This is a genomic window from Tissierella simiarum, assembly GCF_018917865.1.
GTDB classification, from domain to species: Bacteria; Bacillota; Clostridia; order Tissierellales; family Tissierellaceae; genus Tissierella_C; species Tissierella_C simiarum.
In genome coordinates this window covers 63,936-86,321 of sequence record NZ_JAHLPM010000013.1, presented here as the reverse complement: position 1 = coordinate 86,321, position 22,386 = coordinate 63,936, and the positions used below count along the sequence as shown (strand labels likewise).

The following is a 22,386-nucleotide window of genomic DNA, read 5'->3' as shown; positions in this document are numbered from 1 at the left end:
TTGGTTTTATTTTAGTAATACTACTAACTCCCCTCCCTTCTTTGAACATAAAAAACCCAGCATTAATGGCAATAAAATGCCATTAGCACTGGGTTTTATTCGCATTGCAAAATAGGGTCACCATTCCGCCACAAATAAAGCAGTAACTTGCAAATTTAATATATTCTTAGTAATTTATATTTACATTATATATAAATACAGTATTATTGTAAAGCATTATTTTGAAAATTCTTTATATTGAATTAAATGTTCATGTGTATAAACTTCATCTACAACAAATAAAAAGGTAGGCTCCCCCTAAAGGGGATTTCCTACCTTATACTCCAACAAATATTTCTTCAAATTCATTTCCATCTAATGTTTCTTTTTCTAATAAAGCTTCTGCAACTTTATGAAGTTTATCCATATTATTCTTTAATAGTTGTTCCGCCATATTATAAGCTTTATCTATTAATTGTCTCATTTCTTTATCTATAGCAGCCGCTACTTCTTCACTATAGTTTCTTGCTCTTCCAAAGTCTCTACCTATGAATACTTCTTCATCATCAGTACCATAAGTCATTGGTCCAAGATTATCACTCATACCATAGTGAGTTACCATTTGTCTAGCAATCTTTGTGGCTCTTTCTATATCATTTTGAGCGCCAGTACTTATATCATCTAATACTAGAGCTTCTGCAACTCTACCTCCCAATAATTGAACCAATTTATCTTCCATTTGTCCTTTTGTCATATAGTTCCTATCCTCATCTGGAACATAGGCTGTAAATCCTCCTGCCATTCCTCTAGGTATAATGGTTACCATATGAACTGGATCAGTATTAGGAAGTAATCTTGCAGTCACTGCATGACCTGCTTCATGATAAGCAGTAAGTCTTCTTTCTTTTTCGCTGATAACTCTACTTTTCTTTTCAGGTCCTGCTACTACTTTGATCGAAGCTTCTTCTATTAAATGCATTGGTATTGTCTTTAAATTATGTCTTGCAGATAAAAGAGCTGATTCATTCACTAAGTTTTCTAAATCTGCTGGTGTAAACCCTGCAGTTCTCTTTGCTACGACTTTTAAGTCTACATCTGAATCTAAAGGTTTATTTTTCGTATGAATCTTTAATATCTCTTCTCTACCTCTTATATCTGGTAATCCAACATATATCTGTCTATCAAATCTACCAGGACGAAGTAATGCTGGGTCTAATATATCAGGTCTATTAGTTGCTGCCATAACAATTATGCCTTCATTGGTTCCAAAACCATCCATTTCCACTAATAATTGATTTAGTGTTTGTTCTCTTTCATCGTGGCCTCCACCAAGTCCTGCTCCTCTTTTTCTACCTACAGCATCTATTTCGTCTATAAACACTATACAAGGAGAATTCTTTTTAGCTTGCTCAAATAAATCTCTAACTCTGCTGGCTCCAACCCCTACAAACATTTCTACGAAATCAGAACCACTAATGGTGAAGAAAGGTACTCCTGCCTCACCTGCTACAGCTTTACTTAAATAAGTCTTACCTGTTCCTGGAGGTCCTACTAAAAGAACACCTGTAGGAATTCTTGCTCCAATTTCAATATACTTTCTTGGACTTCTTAAAAAGTCCACTATTTCCTTTAATTCTTCTTTCTCTTCCTCTAATCCTGCTACATCTTTAAAGGTAATAACCTTTCCGTCTTCCTCTTTGTGCATTCTAGCTTTACTTTTCCCAAAGGACATTACTCTATTTCCACCACCTTGGGATTGTTGCATAAATACAAACCAGAATACTACAAATACTAAAAGTAACAGTATAGTTGGTATCATTTCAATAAACCAAGGGGTACTAGGTTCTGGTTCTGCACTATAGCTACTAATTGCCTTACTATCTACTAGATCTTTAAGATAATCTGTATAAAATGTTGTCCTAATTTCTTCAGGCAATCTAGTTGTAAACTGAGTATTATCTTTTAATTTTCCTTGAACCGTATTCCCTACCATCTTGATGCTTTCAACTTTGTCAGTTTTTAAATTTTCTACTAGTTCTGTTACATCCATTTCCTTTACAGGATCTACATCTGTTCCAACCATCTCTACAACAAAAATTATTATGATTAGTATAAGTAAATAAAAACTTATACCTTTAAAAAACCTTCTCAATCCAAGTCCTCCCTTCTGTAAATGGGTAGATAATATTTTAAAATTATAACACATTTTAATAAAATTTACAATAATACGCTCTAGCTATAAACCTCTTCTTTTAATGCTGCTACATAAGGTAAATTTCTATATTGTTCAGCATAATCTAGTCCATATCCTACTACAAAGTCATCAGGAATACTAAACCCTCTATAATCTACAGGTACTTCTACTTTTCTTCTTTCTGGTTTATCTAAAAGTGTACAGATTTTTACACTTCTTGCTCCTCTCTTTTTTAAATTATCTGTTAGGTAGGCTAAGGTTAATCCTGTGTCTATAATGTCTTCTACAATTAATATGTCCTTATCTTCTACACTAAAATCTAAATCCTTAATTATTTTAACTACACCTGTAGATGTAGAAGACTTACCATAACTAGAAACTGCCATAAAATCCATTAATACTGGCATCTCAATGCTCTTAGCCAACTCGGCCATAAATATTACAGCTCCCTTCAGTATGCCTACTAACATTAAGTTTTTATCTTTATAGTCTTTAGTAATTTGTTTACCTAACTCCCTCACCTTTTTTTCTATGTCCTCTTCACTAACTAGTATTTCTTTTATTATGTCCTCCATTTTAATCCTCCTTCATTATCCCTAAACATTATTATATTCCATTACTAAAACCGTTTTTGTGTCCTTGGTGATTTTGTACAGGTCATTTATTCTATAACCTACTACCCACAAAATATTTTCTTCATCTACTATCAATGGTATCTTATCCCTTAGGTCCTTTGGAATCTTTTCATCTATGAAATAATCTTTAAGCTTTTTCGTCCCACTCATACCGAAGGGAACAAACCGATCTCCAGCTTGCCTACTTCTTATATATAAATTTCCCTTGATCTTATCAAAATCTAAATACTTAATAAACCTATCCTTATACCTAATTTTTATTTTTTCAATAGGAAGAATTTTAATATTAAAAGAACAACCTAACTCCATTAAACATGTAGGTTTATATAAATCAATTTTATAGGAATAATCTATTTTTTCTTTCTTCTCACTGCTCTTCTCCAATATAAAATCCTCATAGCTTGTCTTAGCTATTATATCATTAGGTAAATGAATTTCTTTTCCTGTCCCCCCTTCAACAAAAAGATTAATTACGGATGAAACATGTTGCTCAGTAATCCCTTGTAAACTCTCATTAATTTTATATATGCAATTTCTTATTATTCTCTGTTGAATACTTCTATGTTCCTTTGAGAACAGACTTCCATTTAAAATTATACTATGTTTGTCTGCTTTTTTCACTAATATATTGTATCTTTTTTCGGAATAATTTTCAAGAAATTCACTATCAAGGATTGAAACTTGAGAAGTTCTCCACAAAGTCTTTATTATATTGGGATTAAAATTCTCCTCTATGTAAGGTATTACCTCTAATCTAACTTTATTTCTACTATATATCGGTTCTAAATTTGTCTTATCAAGAACAGTTTCAATATTATTTTTAAATATATATTCTTCTATTTCCACTCTCTCTATACCCAATATTGGACGTATTATATCTTCATTTTTAAATTCCATGCCTTTCAGCCCATCAATACCAGTTCCTCTTAAAAATCTCATAATAAGAGTTTCTGCCTGATCATTCATATTGTGAGCCACTGCAATTTTCCCTCCACCAACTTTTGGTAAAATTTCCCTAAAGAACCCATATCTCAGTTCTCTACCAGCTTCTTCGGAAGAAATTCCTTTTTCTTTTGCATATAAATTCATATTTACTCGTTTAGAATAATAAGGTAAATTTAATTTCTCAGAAATTTGCTTAACAAAGATTTCATCTTTTAAAGCATCTTCTCCTCTAACCCCATGATTTACATGAGCTATGTATATATTAAATCTTATATCTTTCTTGATATCCAGCAAAACATAAAGTAGAGCCATAGAATCTGGCCCTCCTGAAACTCCTACAACTATATTATCTTCTTCTTCAATTAGTCTATGTTCTAAAATAGTTTTTAGTACTTTTTCTCTCATATCCATCACCTAAACATCTATAGAATAATCTTTATATATCCTAGTACTAAAGTAAATATAAAAAAAACAATACTAGCCATAAGTAAAAAATCAATTTTGTATAAACTATATCTATTATCTTTGCCTTTGTCAACAGTGAGAGATAATAGTCGGCTAGTATAATTATTGAAATATAGAAACTTTCCTCTTAGTCCTTTGATCAAAAAATCTTTTTCTTCTTTCCTTAAATTCAAATTGTTTACCCATGAAACTACATCTTCCAAACTATATGCCATAGGATTAAACTCTTTATTTCCTAATAAACTAACCATAATCATGGTTACACTAAAAATTATGCTTGTCTCATTGGTAGCAGAAAACCCCATTATCCAAGAATTAATATTATATGTTGGGGTATATTCTTTAGTAATGCTATCCTTTAATATCAAGCTGCCTAAATCTAATAGAAATAATTTTCCTCTATTATTTATTATAACATTTTCTAGTTTAATGTCAGTGTATCTATAACCTAATTTGTCTATTTTTTTTAAGACTATTAATAATAGATAGCCTATTTTAAATATTTCTTTTTTTGAAAGCTTATTAATCTGTGATAGCTCCCTCAAGTTATTTCCTTCAATATAATCCATTACAATAAAATGAAGTAAGTCTCCTCTTGTATCCCAATCATCAAAATCATAAACCTTAGGTATATGAAATAAGTTCTTTAAGCTCTTCATTCCTTCATATTCATTGGTCATGGAAAAGGTATCTTTGGATAGTTTTAACGCCCTAATATTTCCTTTAGTATCCTTTACTTTATAGACAGTACCAAAGTTGCCTTTCCCAATATATCCAATTACTTGATACCCATTTCCATTCCATTTACCTTTTATCAACATCAAATCACCTAAACTATATGTTCATAAATAGAATAATCTTCTAACTCCTCGCAAAACATAGAAATAGCACCTTCTATAGCTGGTCCTGTAGGGGTAGTACCTCCTGTAATAATTGGATTAGTTTTTTCTCTTATTTCATCTAACTCCTCTGTAAAATTCCATAATAGTTCATAGTAGCTTCCTTCTCCTGGAAAAACCATAAGCCCTACTTCAGTAACTCCTTTTCTTTCCTTCAAAAACGTAATTAATTCAAAAATACTTTTTTTAGCTATTTCAATTTTATGTTTCATACTGCCACTAACATCTAGTAAAATTAGGCATTTTAACTTGGATTCGTTTCCTAGCCTATCTATTATCTTTAAAACCTTAGTCCTTTCTGTAGGATTGAGTTCCTTCATATCTAAATCCATTACCTCTTTAAGTTCACTATTTACCACTTCTTCTATAGTCTGATAAACAGATTTTATTGTCACCTTACTTAAAGCTTCTGAAAGATCTCTTAAGTGAGTAGCCTCAAAAACTCCTCCTCCTACTTCAGCAATACTTTCTAACTCCTCCATTGCTTCTTTATTGTTATCAATAATTCCTATAGTGTTTACTCTAATGTCCTTTTCCCTAGCACTCTTTGCCGCTAAAATTGGGTTTTCTCCTACATTAGACTCTCCATCAGTAATTAAAATTATTTGATTTAGCATATTACCCATCTCCTTTCTTTTAAGGATTATTAACATAACTAAGGGTAATATACATGGAAAAAGGGAGAAAATTCTCCCTAAACATTTTTCCATACCTTTGTAACCAGAACCGTCATATCATCTCTAATATTATTTACACTAGCTTCTTTTGCTCTTTCAAGGACTTTATTAGCTATTACTTGAGGATTAATACTATCAATACTCATAATAATTTCTTTCATCCACAATTCTGTATTCTCTATATCTCTACTAGCCTCTAGCACACCATCAGACATCATAATAATAATATCTCCATCTTCTATATATTCTTCATAAATATTAAAATCTACATCTTTTAATATGCCTACTGGTAATGATTGAGTATTTACGATCTCTACCCTATCTTTCTTTTTGACAAAGGTAGCAGGTGCCCCTGTTTTAATCATCTGAAGTTTTCCTGTATATAGATCTATAAAAGATAGATCTAATGTTGTAAATATTTCTTCGTTAGATTTAGCTCTTAAAATAGAATTTATAGTTTTTAAGATAACCTTTTTATCTACATTGGCCTCCATAAATTTTTCTAATAAATTTATGGCTATACTGCTTTCTATATTAGCCTTTTTCCCAATTCCCATACCATCGCTCAAGGCTGAAAAATAAGTATTTTCTACTTCACCAAAAGTATAGTTATCTCCCGATATACAATCCTCAGAATTAGGCATAGAAGCCATCTTGGTTAGAGCACTATACCTATTATTCCTTATTAGCTTAAATCTTTGCCTTTCTTCCCTTATATTACTAAGGGTAAAATCACTAGTAAGAGGAACTCCCAATGTATTTGAAACTATATTCGTTATTCTCTGCCTATTATTTTCCTGTTTAGATCCGTTATTAATATCTATGAATACTTCAAAGTCATTCTTTTCTAATTGAGCCACAGCAACACTGGAAACGTCTATTCTATTATTTCTTAAATCCTTATATATAATTTCTTCTAGATCTTCATTAAAAGTAGGATTCTTGTAAATATCATTAATAAGATTTTCCACTACCTTGCCTAAGCCTTCCAATTGTTCTGCAACCAAAATCCTATTTTCAAGTAATTTTGTCTTCCAACTATGATTTAATTTAAACAATTCATAAAATCTTTTCATCTTTTCTATAATTTCTTCTTGATTGATACAATTATTTTTTATACCAGAAGGAATCATTTCTTCATCTATTTCACTATTTACTTCCATTAAACTAACCAAGTTAAAAAAGCTGTAATAAGTAGTATAATAATTGGATTCCCAGCAGCTTTTATAGTTAGGGCATTTGTTGCATACACCATTAGCTACTCCATCTACTAAACCATACACTTCCATAACAGAATATAAGTCCCTCTCATTGGCAGATTCTTTAAAAGTATCACTCAAACTATTAAATAAATTAGATACACGAGTTAAGTTTTTTATAGTAAGCTCATCTTTTTTATGAGCATAATCCTTCTTTATATCAAAATCCATTTCTATTATCTCAGTAATACTTCCATCTATATATTTAGAAAAGAATATAAAAAAGATTATAGAAATTATTATTTCTTTGTAGTCTACAAAGCTTGTACCAAATCCACTTATATAAAAACTTATTATTCCATTACCAAGAACAAATCCTAGAATGGATCCTATTTTACCTAAATCTCTAAACACTCCTGATAGTAACCCCGCCACCCCATATATGGCAATTATAAAAGGCATTTCTGGTTGAGATATATAGGATACCATGCCTAAAATTATACCCATGCTCGTTCCTATAAAAGCTCCTTGGCTGTAGCTAAAATAAAGTATAAAAATAGTACTCACTATATTTTTTATGGAAATACCTAAAATTGACAATTTACTAAATCCAGATAAAACTAAAGCTAAAGTTATAAAAGTACATATTATTTTCTCACTATTAAGCTTTCTATCTTTCATGGCTTCTAAAGGTATACTAAAAGAAAAAATATAAGTCATAGTAAAAATAACTATACCTTCAAAAGAAGTTAAGAATAAATCGTATATAAAAAAGTTTTTATTTAAAAATAAGAATAAAATTTTTGTTACAGTAAAGATACTAGAAGATATAATAGCAGATTTTATTAAAGAATAATCCTTGTCCTCTTTAACCATTTTAAAAAAGCTTATAATTAGTACACTTGATACCAGATAAGTAAAACCCTTAAAACCTTGGAAAGTAAAAGTACCTAATAATATAGATATTAGAAGATAAATATTTACTTCTTTCATTATGATATAAGCAGAAAGAAATGCAATACCAAAAGGTGTTAATTTGTCTAATATGTTTGCCCTCCCTAGAAAGAATCCTAAAAAGATAGTAAGCACATCACTTTTATTAAGCCCAATTTCTAGATTCAACTTATTTCCTCTAGATAATAAGGTTTCCGTTCTAGTCATAAAAATCACCCCTATTTCTTATTCTTTAAAAATATGATAACAAAAGGGGGATTAATATTTTGTCAATTATAGGTATGTAAATCCCAAAACTTTCTGACATAAAATATGGCTATTTTCTATAACGTTAAAGCACTTTTTTAAAAGTTCACGTAATATTCTTTAAAGGTAAAAGTCTGATATTAAAAGGCTTTAAGCCTAAGTAGATGATTTATTATTTAATGTATTATTTTGTTATTCGTGGAGTATATCTCTATTTTTCAACTTACTTAAATTAATATTAATCCATTCTTTAATTTAACTTAAAATAAAAAAACCGGATAAATCCGGTTTTATGAATCCATACTGCCACCTTTACGACCTTTTGGGCTATATCCCCTTTTACTTTCTCTACTCTTTAATTGGTCTTGTCTTTCATTACTATCTTTTAAGAATTTAGAAAGTTTATCTTCAAAGGACATAAACTTTTGCTTATCATCAGTTTTGCCCCATTCAATTTCTACTGGCTTATTAGTTTTTGGTTTAGCTTGTCTTATGGAAAGACTAATTTTCCCTTCCTTTGAAATTGAAAGGACTTTTACCTTTACCTTTTGATCCTTTTTTAAATAATCCGCTACTTTTTCTACATAGTCATGAGATATTTCAGAAATATGAACTAATCCACTTTTTCCTTCTGGTAGTTGCACAAATGCACCGAAATTAGTAATCCCTGTAACAGTGCCTTCAACTACTTCTCCAACAGCTACGGGCATAAATAAATAATTCCTCCTTAATAATAAATAATATTCTTCCTTAAGTATATATTAGAATACTTTTAATGTCAACGGATGTCAGTGAATTCTACCTCTTCTTAAAGGTTCTAAAAGGATTTGTATCTCTATTTTTATCAATATAGATAATTTCTCTAGGTTTAACCATGCCTAAATCATCTCTAGCTATCTTTTCAACAAATTCTAAGGAGTCGCTGTTTTTTATTTCCTTATTCAGCCCATCTATTTCTTTTTCTAGTTTTTCCACTTCTAAAGCCTTATGCATCTTTTTGGCTTCAAGTTCCTTCATCAGTTTTTTTTGATTTACAAATATAAGGGAAACATAAAGAAATAGGAAACAAAATATTAAATGCTTCAATTTAAATCTTTTTTTCCCTTTCTTCTTTGCCATAACACCACCACCTATTTTTTTATTCTACATAAGTTTAAAAAATCCTCTATTTCTTTTGAGAAATTATCTTTTTATATTTCTTTATTTCCTTAACAGCTTCTAGAGGAATTCTTTTAATCTTTCTAACTTTAGGTGACAGCTTATTTTTCAGATAAGAGAAAGGAAACTTAATTGTTTTTATAATTTTATTGGTTCCTTTTAAAATCCACTTACATACTTTTATCAAGATTGAATAAACTACCTTACTTAATATCTTAATATATACAAAACTTCCTAAAATAAATCCTAAAATAATATACCCTCTTATTTCTCCCCAATTACTCTTTATAAGAACATAGAAAAATATTAAAGCCATTCCTATCCAAAACAAAAAATCTTCAATAAAAGTTCCTAACTTTTTAGGCTTAGAATAATATCTCATAACCCTATATATGTCATATACTAAGCCTCCTATTAATCCTCCATATATAGATGTTAAAAATATATAAGCTTCTAATTTTAAAGTATTGTCCATTTTAATCCCACCAAAAATTACTTAAATATTTTTCCAATAAAATTCTTTGATGTGGCTTCCTTTCCAGTATAGGATACTCCATTAATAGCCCCATCTATCTTTACGCTACCATCTTCTAAATTTAATCTACTAATATTGAGTCCTTCTCCTTTAATAGTCATTCCACCCTTAATCGTTGAAAGAATTATGGTATTATCATTAAAGCTTTCTACCTGTTCTACCCCTGTTACAGTCATTTTATTTCTATCTTCAATAATAATATTTTGGTTTTTAAAGATTACCTTGTTTTCACTCACTTTAATCCCCCCAGTACTTCCTTTACTTATATTTATGAATAAAAAAAGGCTTTTATTACAAAAGCCTTTTTTATTCTATAGTTTTATATAATCCTGATGCATCATCTTTTTTCACATTATCGCTTACATTCAAAACTTCTATCTTCATAGAACCTGTCCCAAAGTTAATCTTGACTATATCACCTATTTTAACTTCGTCACCAGGTTTAGCCTGCTTTTCATTAATAAATACTCTTCCTTGCTCACAGGCTTCTTTGGCTATAGTTCTTCTTTTTATAATTCTAGAGTTCTTGAGAAACTTATCAACTCTCATTAAATCCCCCCTAAGAAAAAAATCAGGTCAAAGACCTGATTTTTACTTGTTTACAATTTCTTTTAATGCTTTACCTGCTTTAAATACAGGAGCTTTTGAAGCTGGTATCTTAATAACTTCTTCTGGATTTCTAGGATTTCTACCTTCTCTAGCTTTTCTTTCTCTAACTTCAAAAGTACCAAATCCAACAAGTTGTACCTTGTCTCCTCCTTCTAATGCTTCTTCTACTGTTTTCATAAATGCATTTAATGCACCTTCTGCATCCTTCTTAGTTAAATTACTTTTTTCTGCAATACTAGCAACTAGTTCAGCTTTGTTCATAATTAATTCCTCCTCATTTCATTGTATTTAACTTATTTCTTTTATTCTATATTAATTCTAAAAATCCTTCTTCTCAGTGTGTAGTTTTTATCATTTTGTCAAATTTTATGTATCCTTTGCCGCATTCCATAGTTCATCCATTTCTTCTAGGGTCATTTCTTCTAATTTTTTACCTATTATTTTGCTCTTTTCTTCCATAATCTCAAATCTGTGAATAAATTTATTCACTGTCCTATTTAATGCCACTTCAGGATTTACATCTAAAAACCTACAAACATTGACTACAGCAAAGAGCAAATCCCCCAGTTCTTCTTCTGTTCTTCTATCACCACCTCCAAAGTCATTGATGGCTTCAATTACTTCTTTGTACTCTTCAATTACTTTGTCAAGTGCTCCATCTACACTATTCCAATCAAAGCCAATTTCTGCAGCTTTTTCTTGCACTTTAAAGCTACTCATTAAAGAAGGGAGTCTTGGTATATTTTTTAATTTGTCACTAAAGCTAGTAATCTCCCTCTTTGCATACTTTAGCTTATTCCAATTATATACTACTTCATTAGATTTTTCTACTTTTTTTTCACAAAAAACATGAGGATGTCGATAAATTAATTTATTTCCTAAATCTGACGTTACCTCATAAAGGTTAAATTCTCCTTCATCAACAGCAATCTGACAGTGAAAAAGAACCTGTAAAAGTAAGTCTCCTAGTTCTTCAATAAGTTCTTCTACATCATCATTATCAATGGCTTCTACTACCTCATAAGCTTCTTCTATTACATATTGACGAAGAGATTCATGGGTCTGTTCCATATCCCACGGGCAACCTTTTTCACTTCTTAATAGCTTCATTATAGCCACCAAATCATTAAAGTCATGGATTTTTTTATTTATTCTGCCCATTTTAGGTACATATATACTAGTTAAAGCTCCAATATTTTCTATTCTATCTAATTTATATATAGGAATATGATGAAGTTTTTCCTCATCTTTTATTCCTCCATTATGGACTAAATAAATTTCATATTCATCTCCATATATTTCTGATAGTATTAGTTTTACTTCTGATATGATTCTATAATTATACACTTGAGTAATAATTATGTCTACATTAATATCTACCATAAGACTATTAAAATCAGCACCATCAATAATTTTTAAGCCATCAATAGGATCTCTACCTACTAGTTCAATCATAGGTTCAATAAAGCTCATGCCAGATATTATATCCATTTCTAAGGATTTATTCAATAATAATTCTACAGTTTTTTCTGCTACCAAAGGATTTCCTGGAACAAAATAGTTTATAGCTTCATATTTCTTAGATTCTTTAATCAAATCTTCCACAATATATTCATAAACTTTGTTAAAGTCCTCTTCTTCATTATAAACATAATCATAAGATTTATATAAGATATTTTTATCTTTAAAGTATTGAACTGTAGGATGTTTTTCAGTCCTTAAATAGTTTTTATCCCCACTAGTGATCCTTTCGACAGCTCCTAAAGTAAGGGAATCTATACTACCAGGTCCTAATCCAACTACATATATCTTTCCCATATTATTCTCCTTTGTATAAAAACTTATTTCATAAACCTAATTTTTTCAAGTTTTTTACCTATCTTATCTCCTTTAGGTAATAAACTTAAATCTTCTTTAGTTATTGATCCTGTTATAAGTAGAAGTACTAAATATACCAGAGCACCTATAATTATAGCTATTATTGTTGCCAATTTATCCCCAATGATGCTCATAAGCAACAAATGACTTATCTTAGCTGCTACTGCCATACATAAAGCTGATATTAATGGTTTTATAAATACATCCTTTGTATTTAATTTTATTTCAGCATAAACTTTTACACTAATTAAATCTAATATACTAGCAATACCATAGGCAATAACTGTACTAATAGCTGCTCCTTTAATATTTATACTAGGAATCGCAGTTAAAGTAAAAGTTAATATTACCTTTACTACTGCTCCGATAAACAAATTTATTACAGGTACTAAAGGCTTTCCTAGTCCTTGTAATATAGCTGTTAAAGATTGCACTAATGTTAAAAATATAACTCCAAATGATAAAACAGCTAATATTTCTCCCGTACTATTTAAAGTTTCTATAGTATTTTTAAAATACAATAATCTTATAATTGGCTTTGCTAAAACAAATAATCCAAATGCACAAGGCAGACCTATAAGTAAAGTAACTCTTATCCCTGAGGAAATAATACTTTGAACTTCTTTTTTCTTTTTTCTTACACTAGAATGAGATATGGCCGGAACCAAACTAATAGCTAAAGCCATAGAAAAAACTTGTGGTAAATTAATTAAAGTTTGAGCTAATCCTTTAAGCTGACCATACATATCATTTGCATTTAACTCTGTATATCCTATGGATTGAAGTCTTTTTAATACCAACGCTGCATCTATAGTATCCATAATAGGTGCAATAGCTGACCCTATAGTTATGGGTATTGCAATAACTAATAAATCTTTCACTATCTTACTTACACCATATTCTTCTGTAACTATACTTTCATTTACTTCTTTTAATATATCTTTTCTCCTGTACAAATAAATTAAAGCAATAGCTAAGGCTCCTACCATAGCTCCTACAGATCCACCGAAGGAAGCTCCTCCTGCAGCTATAGGTATACCCTTATCTAATAAATAATAGGTAAAAAATAACCCTGCTATAACCCTAAATAACTGTTCTGAAATTTGAGATAGAGCAGTCGGAGTCATTGCCTGCCTACCTTGAAAAAATCCTCTAAATGCTGCCATAATAGGCACAAAGAATAGAGCAGGTACTAAAGCTATTAGTGAGTAATACGCATTTTTATTGCCTAGAGACTCTACAATATTTTCTGCTGCAAAGAATACAAACACACTAGTTAATATTCCTCCTATTAACAACCCAACTAAAGCAACTTTAAAAACTTTATGGGCTCCTTTAAAATCACCTAGAGCTCTTTTTTCTGAAACCAATTTAGCTATAGCTACTGGAAATCCTGCTGTAGATAAAGTTAGTAATAGAACATAGAAAGGATAGGCGGTTTGATAATAACCCATTCCTTCTGATTTTATTATATTACTAATAGGAATTCTATAAATAGCTCCGAGAATCTTTACTATTACGCCTGCCATTCCCAATATAGCTGCACCTTTTAAAAAGTTATTATCCTTCGACATACACTTTCCTCCCCTAATATAATACCTAGTACATTATATCAAAACTGTACTTTAAATAATACTATATTATATCACAGCCGAATAAATTAAACAGCCTACCCATTTGGGTAGGCTTATCTTAGCTTTCCATTTGTTTAGATAAAAATCCTGCTGCTGTTTCTGTTAGCTTTATTTCTAATTCTCCCATAGTCACATTAGGTTCTTTAGACATAAGTATTACGGCTCCAATAGGATCCCCTTGCATTACTATAGGGGTTATCACTTGAGCTGTATATTTTTCTTGACTAGTATCTTCATAAGATAACTTTATAGGCTGATTATTTTCATCTGTTATATAAGTACTTCTGCCTTCTGTTAACTTTTCTAGTTCAGGACTAATTCTTTTATCTAAATATTCTTTTTTAGAACCTCCAGCTATGGCTATTATAGTATCTCTATCAGATATAATAGCTATATGTCCTGTAGTTTCATAAAGAGAATCACAATACTCTGTAGAAAATTCATTTAATTCCCCTATTGGAGAATATTTTTTAAGTATTACTTCACCTTCTCTATCAGTAAATATTTCTAAAGGGTCTCCTTCTCTTATTCTTAAGGTTCTTCTTATTTCTTTAGGAATTACTACTCTACCTAGATCATCTATTCTTCTAACTATCCCAGTAGCTTTCATATTTCTCCTCCTTAAATAGTAATAATAATTGTGAGATTATTATTTAACTAAAAGGAAATTTTTATACATCTATGTAAAGTTAGGTTAAAGTATTTACATTAAGTAAAACCCTTATAGAATTATTTTCCTATAAGGGTTTTACTTATTTCTTCTTAGTATCTTTGGTATCTTTAGTATCTAAATATATTTTTACATCTGCTTTATCTCTTAACTCTTGAATTTTGTTAAAGTATTTTTCTTCCTTCATTATAGAAATAACATCATCTTTTAACTCTTCATAGGTATCTTTCTTATCTTCTAAATATATAATATGATATCCTACTTCAGTCTTAACTAAATCACTAGTTTCACCCTTCTTTAAAGAAAAAGCCACATCTCCAAATTCCTTAATCATACTTCCTTTAGTAAAATAACCTAAATCTCCACCTTGTACAGCAGATGCAGAATCTATGGATTCTTTAGCAGCAATACTTGCAAAATCTTCTCCTGCTTTAAGTCTATCTAATATTTTTTTGCCTTCTTCTTCAGTTTTAACTAATATATGACTAGCTTTTACTACAACTAAGTGATCCTTATTTTTTTCAAAATAATCTTTACCTTCTTTGTCAGAAATAGTAGTTTCATTTAAAAAAGTTTCTTTATGCTTTTCAATTAAAAGTTCTTTTCTTAGATTATCTTTAAAAAATTCTTCCGTCAATTCATTATTCTTTAAAAATTCATCAAATTTCTCTTTTCCACCCATACCATTTATATATTCATCTAATGTCTCTTTTAACTCTTCATCTGTTATTTTAATGTTCATATTAACAGCTTCTTTACCTACAAGCTTTTCTACAATTAATTTTTCAACTATATTTTCCTTTAAAGTTTCGCCTAAAGTCTTGCCATCTTCTCCCACTTGGGATAAAGCTTCTTCACCAAATTGTCTTTCATAAAGTTTTTTAAATACTTGAAAGTCCGTGTCAAACTCTTCATCAGTAATTCTCTCGCCATTAACTTTAGCCACAATACCTTCTTCTTTTTTACTACATCCACTTATAGCTAATGTTAGTATAGTAAGTAGTACTGTAACTATTATAAATCTCTTATTATTTAATCTAAGCAATTATAACATCCTCTCTATCTATTTAGTAAGCCTAATTTCATTATATATTATTTTCATTCTTATGAAAACCGTTAATTTTTTCAACTAACTCTTTTAAGCTTTCTAATATATTTTCTTTAACTCTAAATCTAAAGGAAGGTGATGTAGATAAATCGAAGGTAATCTTTCGTCCATATTTTTTAGATAAATAGTGAAGCAATTCTAAAGACATATTTTCTGTAGAAATAAACTCTAAAACTACTTCTTTTTCTAACTGCCCGATATTTTTAATATGATTTTTACTAGCTAAATTTTTAATATAAGAAATATCCATAAGATTTTCTACTTCTTTAGGTACATCTCCAAATCTATCTATTAATTCATCTATTAATTCTCCATAATCATCTATGCTTTCAACAGCAGCAATCTTTTTATATACTTCAATCTTTTGTTCTTCGTCTTCAATATATTTAACGGGTATAAATCCGTCAACCCTTAAATCTATAGTAGTATCTAAAGTTTCTTCTACTACTTCACCTTGTAACCTTCTAATAGTTTCATGTAAAAACTTAACGTATAAATCGTAACCTATAGCTTCAATATGTCCATGTTGCTCTAGTCCTAGAAGATTCCCTGCTCCTCTTATTTCTAGGTCCCTCATGGCAATCTTGAACCCAGAACCAAACTCTGTAAAATCCTTAATAGCTCTCAATCTTTTTTCTGCTACTTCTGAAAGTACCTTGTTTTTCTCATAGGTAAAATATGCATATGCAATTCTATTAGAACGTCCTACTCTTCCCTTTAACTGATAAAGCTGAGATAAACCCATTTTATCTGCATCATAAATTATTATGGTATTTACATTAGGAATATCTAAGCCCGTTTCTATAATAGTTGTACAGACTAATACATCGTATTCCTTATTCAAGAAATTCATCATTACCTTTTCTAATTCTCTCTCACCCATTTGACCATGACCTATAGCAAAAGTAGCCTCTGGGACCAAAGCTCTCAATCTAGAAGTAATCTTGTCTATAGTTTCTACCCTATTATATACAAAATAAATCTGACCCCCTCTACCTATTTCTTTTAATATAGCATCTCTGATCATTTGATCATTATTTTCTACTACATAGGTTTGAACAGGATACCTTTCTTCAGGCGGTTCGTCTATAATGCTCATATCACGGATACCAACCATAGACATATGAAGAGTTCTAGGGATAGGAGTTGCTGTAAGAGTAAGGACATCTACTGTTTCCTTTAACTTCTTTAAAGTTTCTTTATGTTTTACTCCAAAACGCTGCTCTTCATCTATTATTAACAAACCTAAATCTTTAAATTCCACATCTTTAGATAAAAGCCTATGGGTGCCTACAGCAACATCTATGGTTCCTTTTCTTATACCTTCAATAGCTATTTTTTGCTCTGCTGGAGTTCTAAACCTACTTAACATAGCTACCTTAACTGGAAAGGTATCGAATCGCTCCATTAATGTATTGTAATGTTGTTGGGCTAATATAGTAGTTGGTACTAAAAATGCAACCTGTTTTCCATCCATTACGGCTTTAAAAGCTGCCCTTAAAGCTACCTCTGTTTTACCATAACCTACATCTCCACACAAAAGTCTATCCATAGGCTTAGATTTTTCCATATCCTTTTTTATCTCTATGATACTCTTTAATTGAGCATCTGTCTCTTCATAAGGGAACAAATCTTCAAACTGTCTCTGCCAAGTACTATCTTTACTAAAACCATAACCTTTTAAATTATGTCTCTTTGCATAAAGTTCCAATAAATCTTTTGCCATATCTTCAACAGCTTTTTTAGCCTTTGCCTTTGTTTTACTCCATTCTGCACTACTTAATCTATTTACCTTAGGTTTAATTGAATCGGAACCAATATACTTTTGAATAAGATTCATCTGGTCAATAGGAACATATAATTTATCCTGTCCTTTATATCTTATGGTCAAATAATCCTTCTTTATTCCTTGAATATCTAACTGCTCTACTCCTTCATACTGGCCAATACCATGGTTTTCATGAACTACATAGTCTCCAACATTTAAATCTGAAAAGCTAACTATTTTTTCTTGATCTTTTTTTATAAATTTTCTGGCCTTTTTCTTAGCAGCTCCAAATATTTCCTTATCGCTAATTACAACAAATTTAATAGCTGGATATTCAAACCCGCCATTAATACTTCCTGAAGTAATATAAACTTGGCTAGATTTAATCTCTTTATTTTTATCTTCAACAAAAATAGTTTCCATACCTAAATCTAATAGTGACGAATGAAGACGTTTACCCCTTTCTTCTGTTCCTGATAATATTACTACTTTATATCCTCTATATTTATAATGATTTAGCTCTTCTATTAAGAATTCCATTTTATTGTGATATGATTGCATAGATTTCGTTGAAAAATTAAGTATGGATTTTGGACTTAAAGTAGCATTACCTTTAAGTAAAGCACTGTTAGTTATACAAATTTTATTTTTAATATCGTCTAATATATCTTTATAATCATAAGAAATGTTTACATGAGAGGGTAAAACTGCTCCTACTTCATAAAGGTCAGTAAACTTTAAATTAAATTCATCTTTAATATTTTTTACCTTTTCTTCAACTCTTTTAGGTTCATCAATAAATATTAAACTATCCTCTTTAAAATAATTAATTAGATTAGATAAATACTCTTTTGGTATAAACGGAAGTATCATATCTCTATTAGAAATATATAGATTTTCTTTTAAAGCTTCTACATACTTATTAAATTTTTCTTCTATATTTTGTTTTTCTATAGAATTTTCCTTCATTTTACTATTTACTCTTTTTAAATCCTTTTCTAAATTTTTTACTATTTCTTCTCTATAATCTTCTAGAATAAGGATTTCTTTTACAGGTGGAATAAAAACATAGTCTACTATTTCTAAAGATCTTTGAGTTCTTATGTCAAAGGTTCTTATAGAATCCACTTCATCATCGAAAAGTTCTACCCTATAGGGATTCTCACTATTAGGAGGGAAAAAGTCAAGAATTCCTCCTCTTATACTAAACTGACCTACTCCTTCAACCATATTTATTCTTTCATAACCTGAACTTATGAAGATCTCAGTTATCTTATTCAGATCCACAGTATCTCCAAATTTTATTAATTGAGTATGTTTTTTAAACAAATTTGGATTTAAAAGTTTATCTAAAATGGCATCTATATGAGCAATAACTATTAAGTCTTCACCCTCCATAAGTCTAGAAACAACATTCAATCTTTGATTAGACCTTTCATAACTAAAAGCTTCTACATCATAAAAAAGCACTTCCTTTTTCGGAAAAAGCACTACATTTTCTTCTCCAAAGTTTTTAATATCTTCGTATAATTTCTGGCCTTTAACCTCATCATATGTTATTAAAAGCATTTGCCTTCCTGTATGTTCTCTAAGGCCATAGACAATATGCCCTATATTTTCATCAATGATACCGTTAGTGGCTATAGGGCTATTTCTATTCTCAATATCTTTTATTAACTTTTCATAGGAGGCTAGAGTCTTCAATGGGTCTAGAAAAAAATTTGGCATCCTATCAGCTCCTCAAACTAACAACCATAAGCCCAGGTTTATTCCTGGGCCTTATTTCCTTTAGTATTAAATTTATTCATAGCTTTATTAATGTCTTCTTTTATTATGGTTTCTACCGCCATTGCTGCATTTATTATAGCTTCCTCAATATCCTGCTTCTCTTCTTTTGAAAATCTACTTAAAACAAAATTAGCTAAATCCTGTCCAGGTCTTTTATCACCTATTCCTATCTTCACTCTAGGAAAATCATCTTTTTGAAGTTGAAATATTATAGATTTTAAGCCATTATGAGATCCAGCACTACCTTTTCTTTTAACTTTAACTGTTCCGAAATCAATATCTATATCATCAACTACTACTATTATATTCTCTATAGGTAGTTTATAAAAGTTATATATATCTAATGCTGTGATTCCACTATTATTCATATAGGTTTGAGGTTTTACTAACAAAACCTTTTCCCCTCCAATTAATCCTTCACCATAAACAGATTTAAACTTTATCTTGTTTATTTTTATATCATTTCTTTCAGCTAATAAATCTATAGTATTAAAACCTACATTATGCCTTGTATTAGTATAATCCTTTCCAGGATTACCTAATCCTATTACTACAAACAAAACATCATCTCCTACATAAATACTAATCAAACAGCTTACTTACAGATTCATTTTCATGTATTCTCTTTATAGCTTCACCAAATATAGGTGCTACGCTTACTATTTCAATTTTATCAATCTTTTTATCTTCACCCAATGGTATAGTATCTGTTATTATAAATTTTTCTATTTCTGAGTCTGCAATTCTTTCTACTGCTGGACCAGATAAAACTGGGTGAGTTGCACAACCAAAAACTTTTTTAGCTCCAAAGCTTTTTAGTACTTTAGCTGCCTTTGTAATAGTTCCAGCTGTATCTATTATATCATCAATAATTATTACATTCTTACCTTGTATATCTCCTATAACATTCATTACTTCTGAAACATTAGCTTTTGGTCTTCTCTTTTCTATTATTGCTATAGGAAGATCTAATAGGTTAGCAAAGTTTCTAGCTCTAGTTACTCCACCTAAGTCTGGAGAAACGACTACAGTTTCAGTGTCAATAAAGTTTTTAAAGTAGTCTGCTAAAATTGGTACTCCTGAAAGATGATCTACAGGAATATCAAAATATCCTTGGATTTGGCCAGCATGAAGATCCATACTAACTACTCTGTCTGCTCCAGCTACAGTAAGTAAATTGGCTACTAGTTTTGCTGTTATTGGTTCTCTAGCCTTAGTTTTCCTATCTTGCCTAGCATAACCATAATACGGAATTACAGCATTGATTCTACCTGCTGATGCTCTCTTAAAGGCATCTATAAGAATTAATGCTTCCATTAAAGTATCATTTACTGGAGAACAAGTTGGCTGTATAAAAAACACATCAACACCTCTAACAGTTTCACTAATATTAACAAAGGTTTCCCCATCACTAAATTGACCAACTTCACAACACCCCAAAGGCACCTCTAATACATTACAAATTTTTTCTGCTAAATCCCTATTAGCATTACCTGTAAATACTTTCATATTGCCTCTATTCAATATCATTTGTTCCTTCCTCCTAATGTTTATTTATGATTTTTATATCCTTTCTTCTCTACCCAGCCTTCTTTGTTTACTTGTGGTGCCCTTGCTATAGATAAAACACCTTCCCCTACTTCTTTAGTTATAGTTGAACCTGCCGCTACATAGCCCAATTCTTTTACTATTACTGGAGCTACTAAATTAGAATTACTTCCAATAAAGGCATCATCTCCAACAATTGTCCTAAATTTTTCACGACCATTATAATTTACAAAAACTACTCCACAGCCAATATTTACATTTTTCCCTACCTCTGCATCTCCTATATAAGCTAAATGCCCAGCTTTAGAATTGTCTTCAATAATGGAATTTTTAACCTCAACAAAATTACCAATTTTAACATTTTTACCTATACGGCTATTAGGTCTAAGATGTGCATAAGGACCTATATGAGTGCTATCTCCTATAGAACTATCTTCTATTGTTGAAGATTCTATCTCTACTTTATCTCCAATTATGCTATTTAATATTTTCGTGTTTTGTTTGATAACACAGTCTTCCCCTATTTCTGTATTTCCTTCAATTATTACACCTGGATAAATAATAGTATCTCGTCCGATTTTAACTCCTTCTTCAATATAAGTATGCTCCGGATTAATTATGGTAATCCCTTGTTTCATATAATTACTATTAATTCTGTTTCTCATGATTTCTTCACTAAAGGCTAATTGATTTCTAGAATTTACTCCGTGAATTTCTCTTGAGTCTTCTATTATATATGCTCCCACTTTATAATCTTCTTCCTTTAAAATACTTATTACATCTGTTACATAATATTCCCCTTGAGCATTGTTGTTATCAATCTTACCTAAAGCATATTTTAATAATTTACCGTTAAAACAGTATATTCCTGAGTTAATTTCTTTGATTTCTTTTTCTTCTTCTGAAGCATCTTTATGTTCTACAATTTTTAAAATATTACCCGTTTCTTCTCTTATAATTCTTCCATAACCCGTTGGATTTTCTACAACTGCAGTTAATACAGTTCCATCATATCCACAGCTGTTATGATAATTAATTAACTTACTTACTGTATCCTTTGTTATAAGAGGAGTATCTCCATAAAGAATTATTACAGTACTATCATCTTCTATACAATCAATTCCCTGCATAACGGCGAATCCAGTGCCATAAGGAGTATTATCTCCTATAGGCTGAGTTTTAAAAATTACAGAATCATCTTTAAAGTATTCCCTAATACTATCTCCACCATGACCAACAATAACTATATTTTTTTCTATTTCTGCACCTTTACTAGCATTGATCACATATTCAAGTATAGGTTTTCCACATACTCTATGCAACACTTTTGGCAACTTAGACTTCATCCTAGTACCTTCTCCCGCTGCCAATATTATAGAAATATTCATTTTAACACCTCGTTTTATAATTATCTATCCAAATAATATTTTATCTAATTTATCACATAAGTCCACACCCAATTCACTAAAATCCTTAATTATATTTAAAAAATTTTTA

The 22,386-nt window shown here is 30.2% G+C and carries 20 protein-coding genes; all 20 read right to left on the bottom strand.

What is annotated here, in order from left to right; translation table 11 throughout:
• Positions 1-316: 316 nt before the first annotated feature.
• Positions 317-2,131, bottom strand: coding sequence for an ATP-dependent zinc metalloprotease FtsH (ftsH, locus tag KQI42_RS14865; protein WP_216521009.1), 1,815 nt, complete (start codon positions 2,129-2,131; stop codon positions 317-319).
• An 80-nt stretch (positions 2,132-2,211) separates the two neighbouring features.
• A complete protein-coding gene (gene hpt, locus KQI42_RS14860) occupies positions 2,212-2,748 on the bottom strand; it encodes a hypoxanthine phosphoribosyltransferase (protein WP_216521008.1) in 537 nt (178 codons plus the stop codon).
• A 21-nt stretch (positions 2,749-2,769) separates the two neighbouring features.
• A complete protein-coding gene (gene tilS, locus KQI42_RS14855) occupies positions 2,770-4,158 on the bottom strand; it encodes a tRNA lysidine(34) synthetase TilS (RefSeq protein WP_216521007.1) in 1,389 nt (462 codons plus the stop codon).
• A 17-nt stretch (positions 4,159-4,175) separates the two neighbouring features.
• Positions 4,176-5,039: a protein kinase domain-containing protein gene (locus KQI42_RS14850; RefSeq protein WP_216521006.1), complete on the bottom strand. Its 864-nt coding sequence runs from the start codon at positions 5,037-5,039 to the stop codon at positions 4,176-4,178.
• An 8-nt stretch (positions 5,040-5,047) separates the two neighbouring features.
• The gene (locus tag KQI42_RS14845) at positions 5,048-5,734 is read right to left on the bottom strand and encodes a vWA domain-containing protein (RefSeq protein WP_216521005.1); all 687 of its coding nucleotides are present in this window, start codon (positions 5,732-5,734) and stop codon (positions 5,048-5,050) included.
• Positions 5,735-5,811: 77 nt separating this feature from the next.
• Positions 5,812-8,154, bottom strand: a complete 2,343-nt coding sequence (gene spoIIE / locus KQI42_RS14840; protein ID WP_216521004.1) for a stage II sporulation protein E — start codon at positions 8,152-8,154, stop codon at positions 5,812-5,814.
• Positions 8,155-8,483: 329 nt separating this feature from the next.
• On the bottom strand, positions 8,484-8,903 hold the full coding sequence (locus KQI42_RS14835; RefSeq protein WP_216521003.1) for a S1 RNA-binding domain-containing protein: 420 nt from the start codon (positions 8,901-8,903) through the stop codon (positions 8,484-8,486).
• Between the two features lie 88 nt (positions 8,904-8,991).
• Entirely contained in the window at positions 8,992-9,312 is a 321-nt protein-coding gene (locus KQI42_RS14830; RefSeq protein ID WP_216521002.1) for an FtsB family cell division protein, read from the bottom strand.
• A gap of 46 nt (positions 9,313-9,358) precedes the next feature.
• Positions 9,359-9,826 carry a spore cortex biosynthesis protein YabQ gene (gene yabQ, locus KQI42_RS14825; RefSeq protein WP_216521001.1) on the bottom strand — a complete coding sequence of 156 codons (468 nt, stop codon included), beginning with the start codon at positions 9,824-9,826 and terminating at the stop codon, positions 9,359-9,361.
• Positions 9,827-9,843: 17 nt separating this feature from the next.
• Positions 9,844-10,122, bottom strand: a complete 279-nt coding sequence (gene yabP, locus KQI42_RS14820; RefSeq protein ID WP_216521000.1) for a sporulation protein YabP — start codon at positions 10,120-10,122, stop codon at positions 9,844-9,846.
• Positions 10,123-10,192: 70 nt separating this feature from the next.
• On the bottom strand, positions 10,193-10,435 hold the full coding sequence (locus KQI42_RS14815; RefSeq protein ID WP_216520999.1) for an RNA-binding S4 domain-containing protein: 243 nt from the start codon (positions 10,433-10,435) through the stop codon (positions 10,193-10,195).
• A 42-nt stretch (positions 10,436-10,477) separates the two neighbouring features.
• On the bottom strand, positions 10,478-10,756 hold the full coding sequence (locus tag KQI42_RS14810) for an HU family DNA-binding protein (RefSeq protein WP_216520998.1): 279 nt from the start codon (positions 10,754-10,756) through the stop codon (positions 10,478-10,480).
• Positions 10,757-10,861: 105 nt separating this feature from the next.
• Positions 10,862-12,313 carry a bifunctional methyltransferase/pyrophosphohydrolase YabN gene (gene yabN, locus KQI42_RS14805; protein WP_216520997.1) on the bottom strand — a complete coding sequence of 484 codons (1,452 nt, stop codon included), beginning with the start codon at positions 12,311-12,313 and terminating at the stop codon, positions 10,862-10,864.
• Between the two features lie 23 nt (positions 12,314-12,336).
• Complete coding sequence (locus KQI42_RS14800; protein WP_216520996.1) at positions 12,337-13,947, bottom strand: putative polysaccharide biosynthesis protein; 1,611 nt, start codon at positions 13,945-13,947, stop codon at positions 12,337-12,339.
• A gap of 118 nt (positions 13,948-14,065) precedes the next feature.
• A complete protein-coding gene (gene spoVT, locus KQI42_RS14795; protein ID WP_216520995.1) occupies positions 14,066-14,617 on the bottom strand; it encodes a stage V sporulation protein T in 552 nt (183 codons plus the stop codon).
• 142 nt (positions 14,618-14,759) lie between these two features.
• Complete coding sequence (locus KQI42_RS14790) at positions 14,760-15,722, bottom strand: SurA N-terminal domain-containing protein (RefSeq protein ID WP_216520994.1); 963 nt, start codon at positions 15,720-15,722, stop codon at positions 14,760-14,762.
• A gap of 40 nt (positions 15,723-15,762) precedes the next feature.
• Positions 15,763-19,281: a transcription-repair coupling factor gene (mfd, locus tag KQI42_RS14785; protein WP_216520993.1), complete on the bottom strand. Its 3,519-nt coding sequence runs from the start codon at positions 19,279-19,281 to the stop codon at positions 15,763-15,765.
• Between the two features lie 38 nt (positions 19,282-19,319).
• Complete coding sequence (pth, locus tag KQI42_RS14780; protein ID WP_216520992.1) at positions 19,320-19,901, bottom strand: aminoacyl-tRNA hydrolase; 582 nt, start codon at positions 19,899-19,901, stop codon at positions 19,320-19,322.
• Positions 19,902-19,923: 22 nt separating this feature from the next.
• Positions 19,924-20,871 (bottom strand): ribose-phosphate pyrophosphokinase, encoded by a 948-nt coding sequence (locus KQI42_RS14775; protein ID WP_216520991.1) that lies wholly within the window; start codon positions 20,869-20,871, stop codon positions 19,924-19,926.
• A gap of 20 nt (positions 20,872-20,891) precedes the next feature.
• Complete coding sequence (gene glmU / locus KQI42_RS14770; RefSeq protein ID WP_216520990.1) at positions 20,892-22,277, bottom strand: bifunctional UDP-N-acetylglucosamine diphosphorylase/glucosamine-1-phosphate N-acetyltransferase GlmU; 1,386 nt, start codon at positions 22,275-22,277, stop codon at positions 20,892-20,894.
• Positions 22,278-22,386: the final 109 nt, after the last annotated feature.

Coding starts and splice junctions, on each gene's coding strand:
- hpt (WP_216521008.1), bottom strand. CDS start 2,748: ATGGAGGACATAATAAAAGAAATACTAGTTAGTGAAGAGGACATAGAA.
- tilS (WP_216521007.1), bottom strand. CDS start 4,158: ATGAGAGAAAAAGTACTAAAAACTATTTTAGAACATAGACTAATTGAA.
- KQI42_RS14850 (WP_216521006.1), bottom strand. CDS start 5,039: ATGTTGATAAAAGGTAAATGGAATGGAAATGGGTATCAAGTAATTGGA.
- KQI42_RS14845 (WP_216521005.1), bottom strand. CDS start 5,734: ATGCTAAATCAAATAATTTTAATTACTGATGGAGAGTCTAATGTAGGA.
- spoIIE (WP_216521004.1), bottom strand. CDS start 8,154: ATGACTAGAACGGAAACCTTATTATCTAGAGGAAATAAGTTGAATCTA.
- KQI42_RS14835 (WP_216521003.1), bottom strand. CDS start 8,903: ATGCCCGTAGCTGTTGGAGAAGTAGTTGAAGGCACTGTTACAGGGATT.
- KQI42_RS14830 (WP_216521002.1), bottom strand. CDS start 9,312: ATGGCAAAGAAGAAAGGGAAAAAAAGATTTAAATTGAAGCATTTAATA.
- yabQ (WP_216521001.1), bottom strand. CDS start 9,826: ATGGACAATACTTTAAAATTAGAAGCTTATATATTTTTAACATCTATA.
- KQI42_RS14815 (WP_216520999.1), bottom strand. CDS start 10,435: ATGAGAGTTGATAAGTTTCTCAAGAACTCTAGAATTATAAAAAGAAGA.
- KQI42_RS14810 (WP_216520998.1), bottom strand. CDS start 10,756: ATGAACAAAGCTGAACTAGTTGCTAGTATTGCAGAAAAAAGTAATTTA.
- yabN (WP_216520997.1), bottom strand. CDS start 12,313: ATGGGAAAGATATATGTAGTTGGATTAGGACCTGGTAGTATAGATTCC.
- KQI42_RS14800 (WP_216520996.1), bottom strand. CDS start 13,947: ATGTCGAAGGATAATAACTTTTTAAAAGGTGCAGCTATATTGGGAATG.
- spoVT (WP_216520995.1), bottom strand. CDS start 14,617: ATGAAAGCTACTGGGATAGTTAGAAGAATAGATGATCTAGGTAGAGTA.
- mfd (WP_216520993.1), bottom strand. CDS start 19,281: ATGCCAAATTTTTTTCTAGACCCATTGAAGACTCTAGCCTCCTATGAA.
- KQI42_RS14775 (WP_216520991.1), bottom strand. CDS start 20,871: ATGATATTGAATAGAGGCAATATGAAAGTATTTACAGGTAATGCTAAT.
- glmU (WP_216520990.1), bottom strand. CDS start 22,277: ATGAATATTTCTATAATATTGGCAGCGGGAGAAGGTACTAGGATGAAG.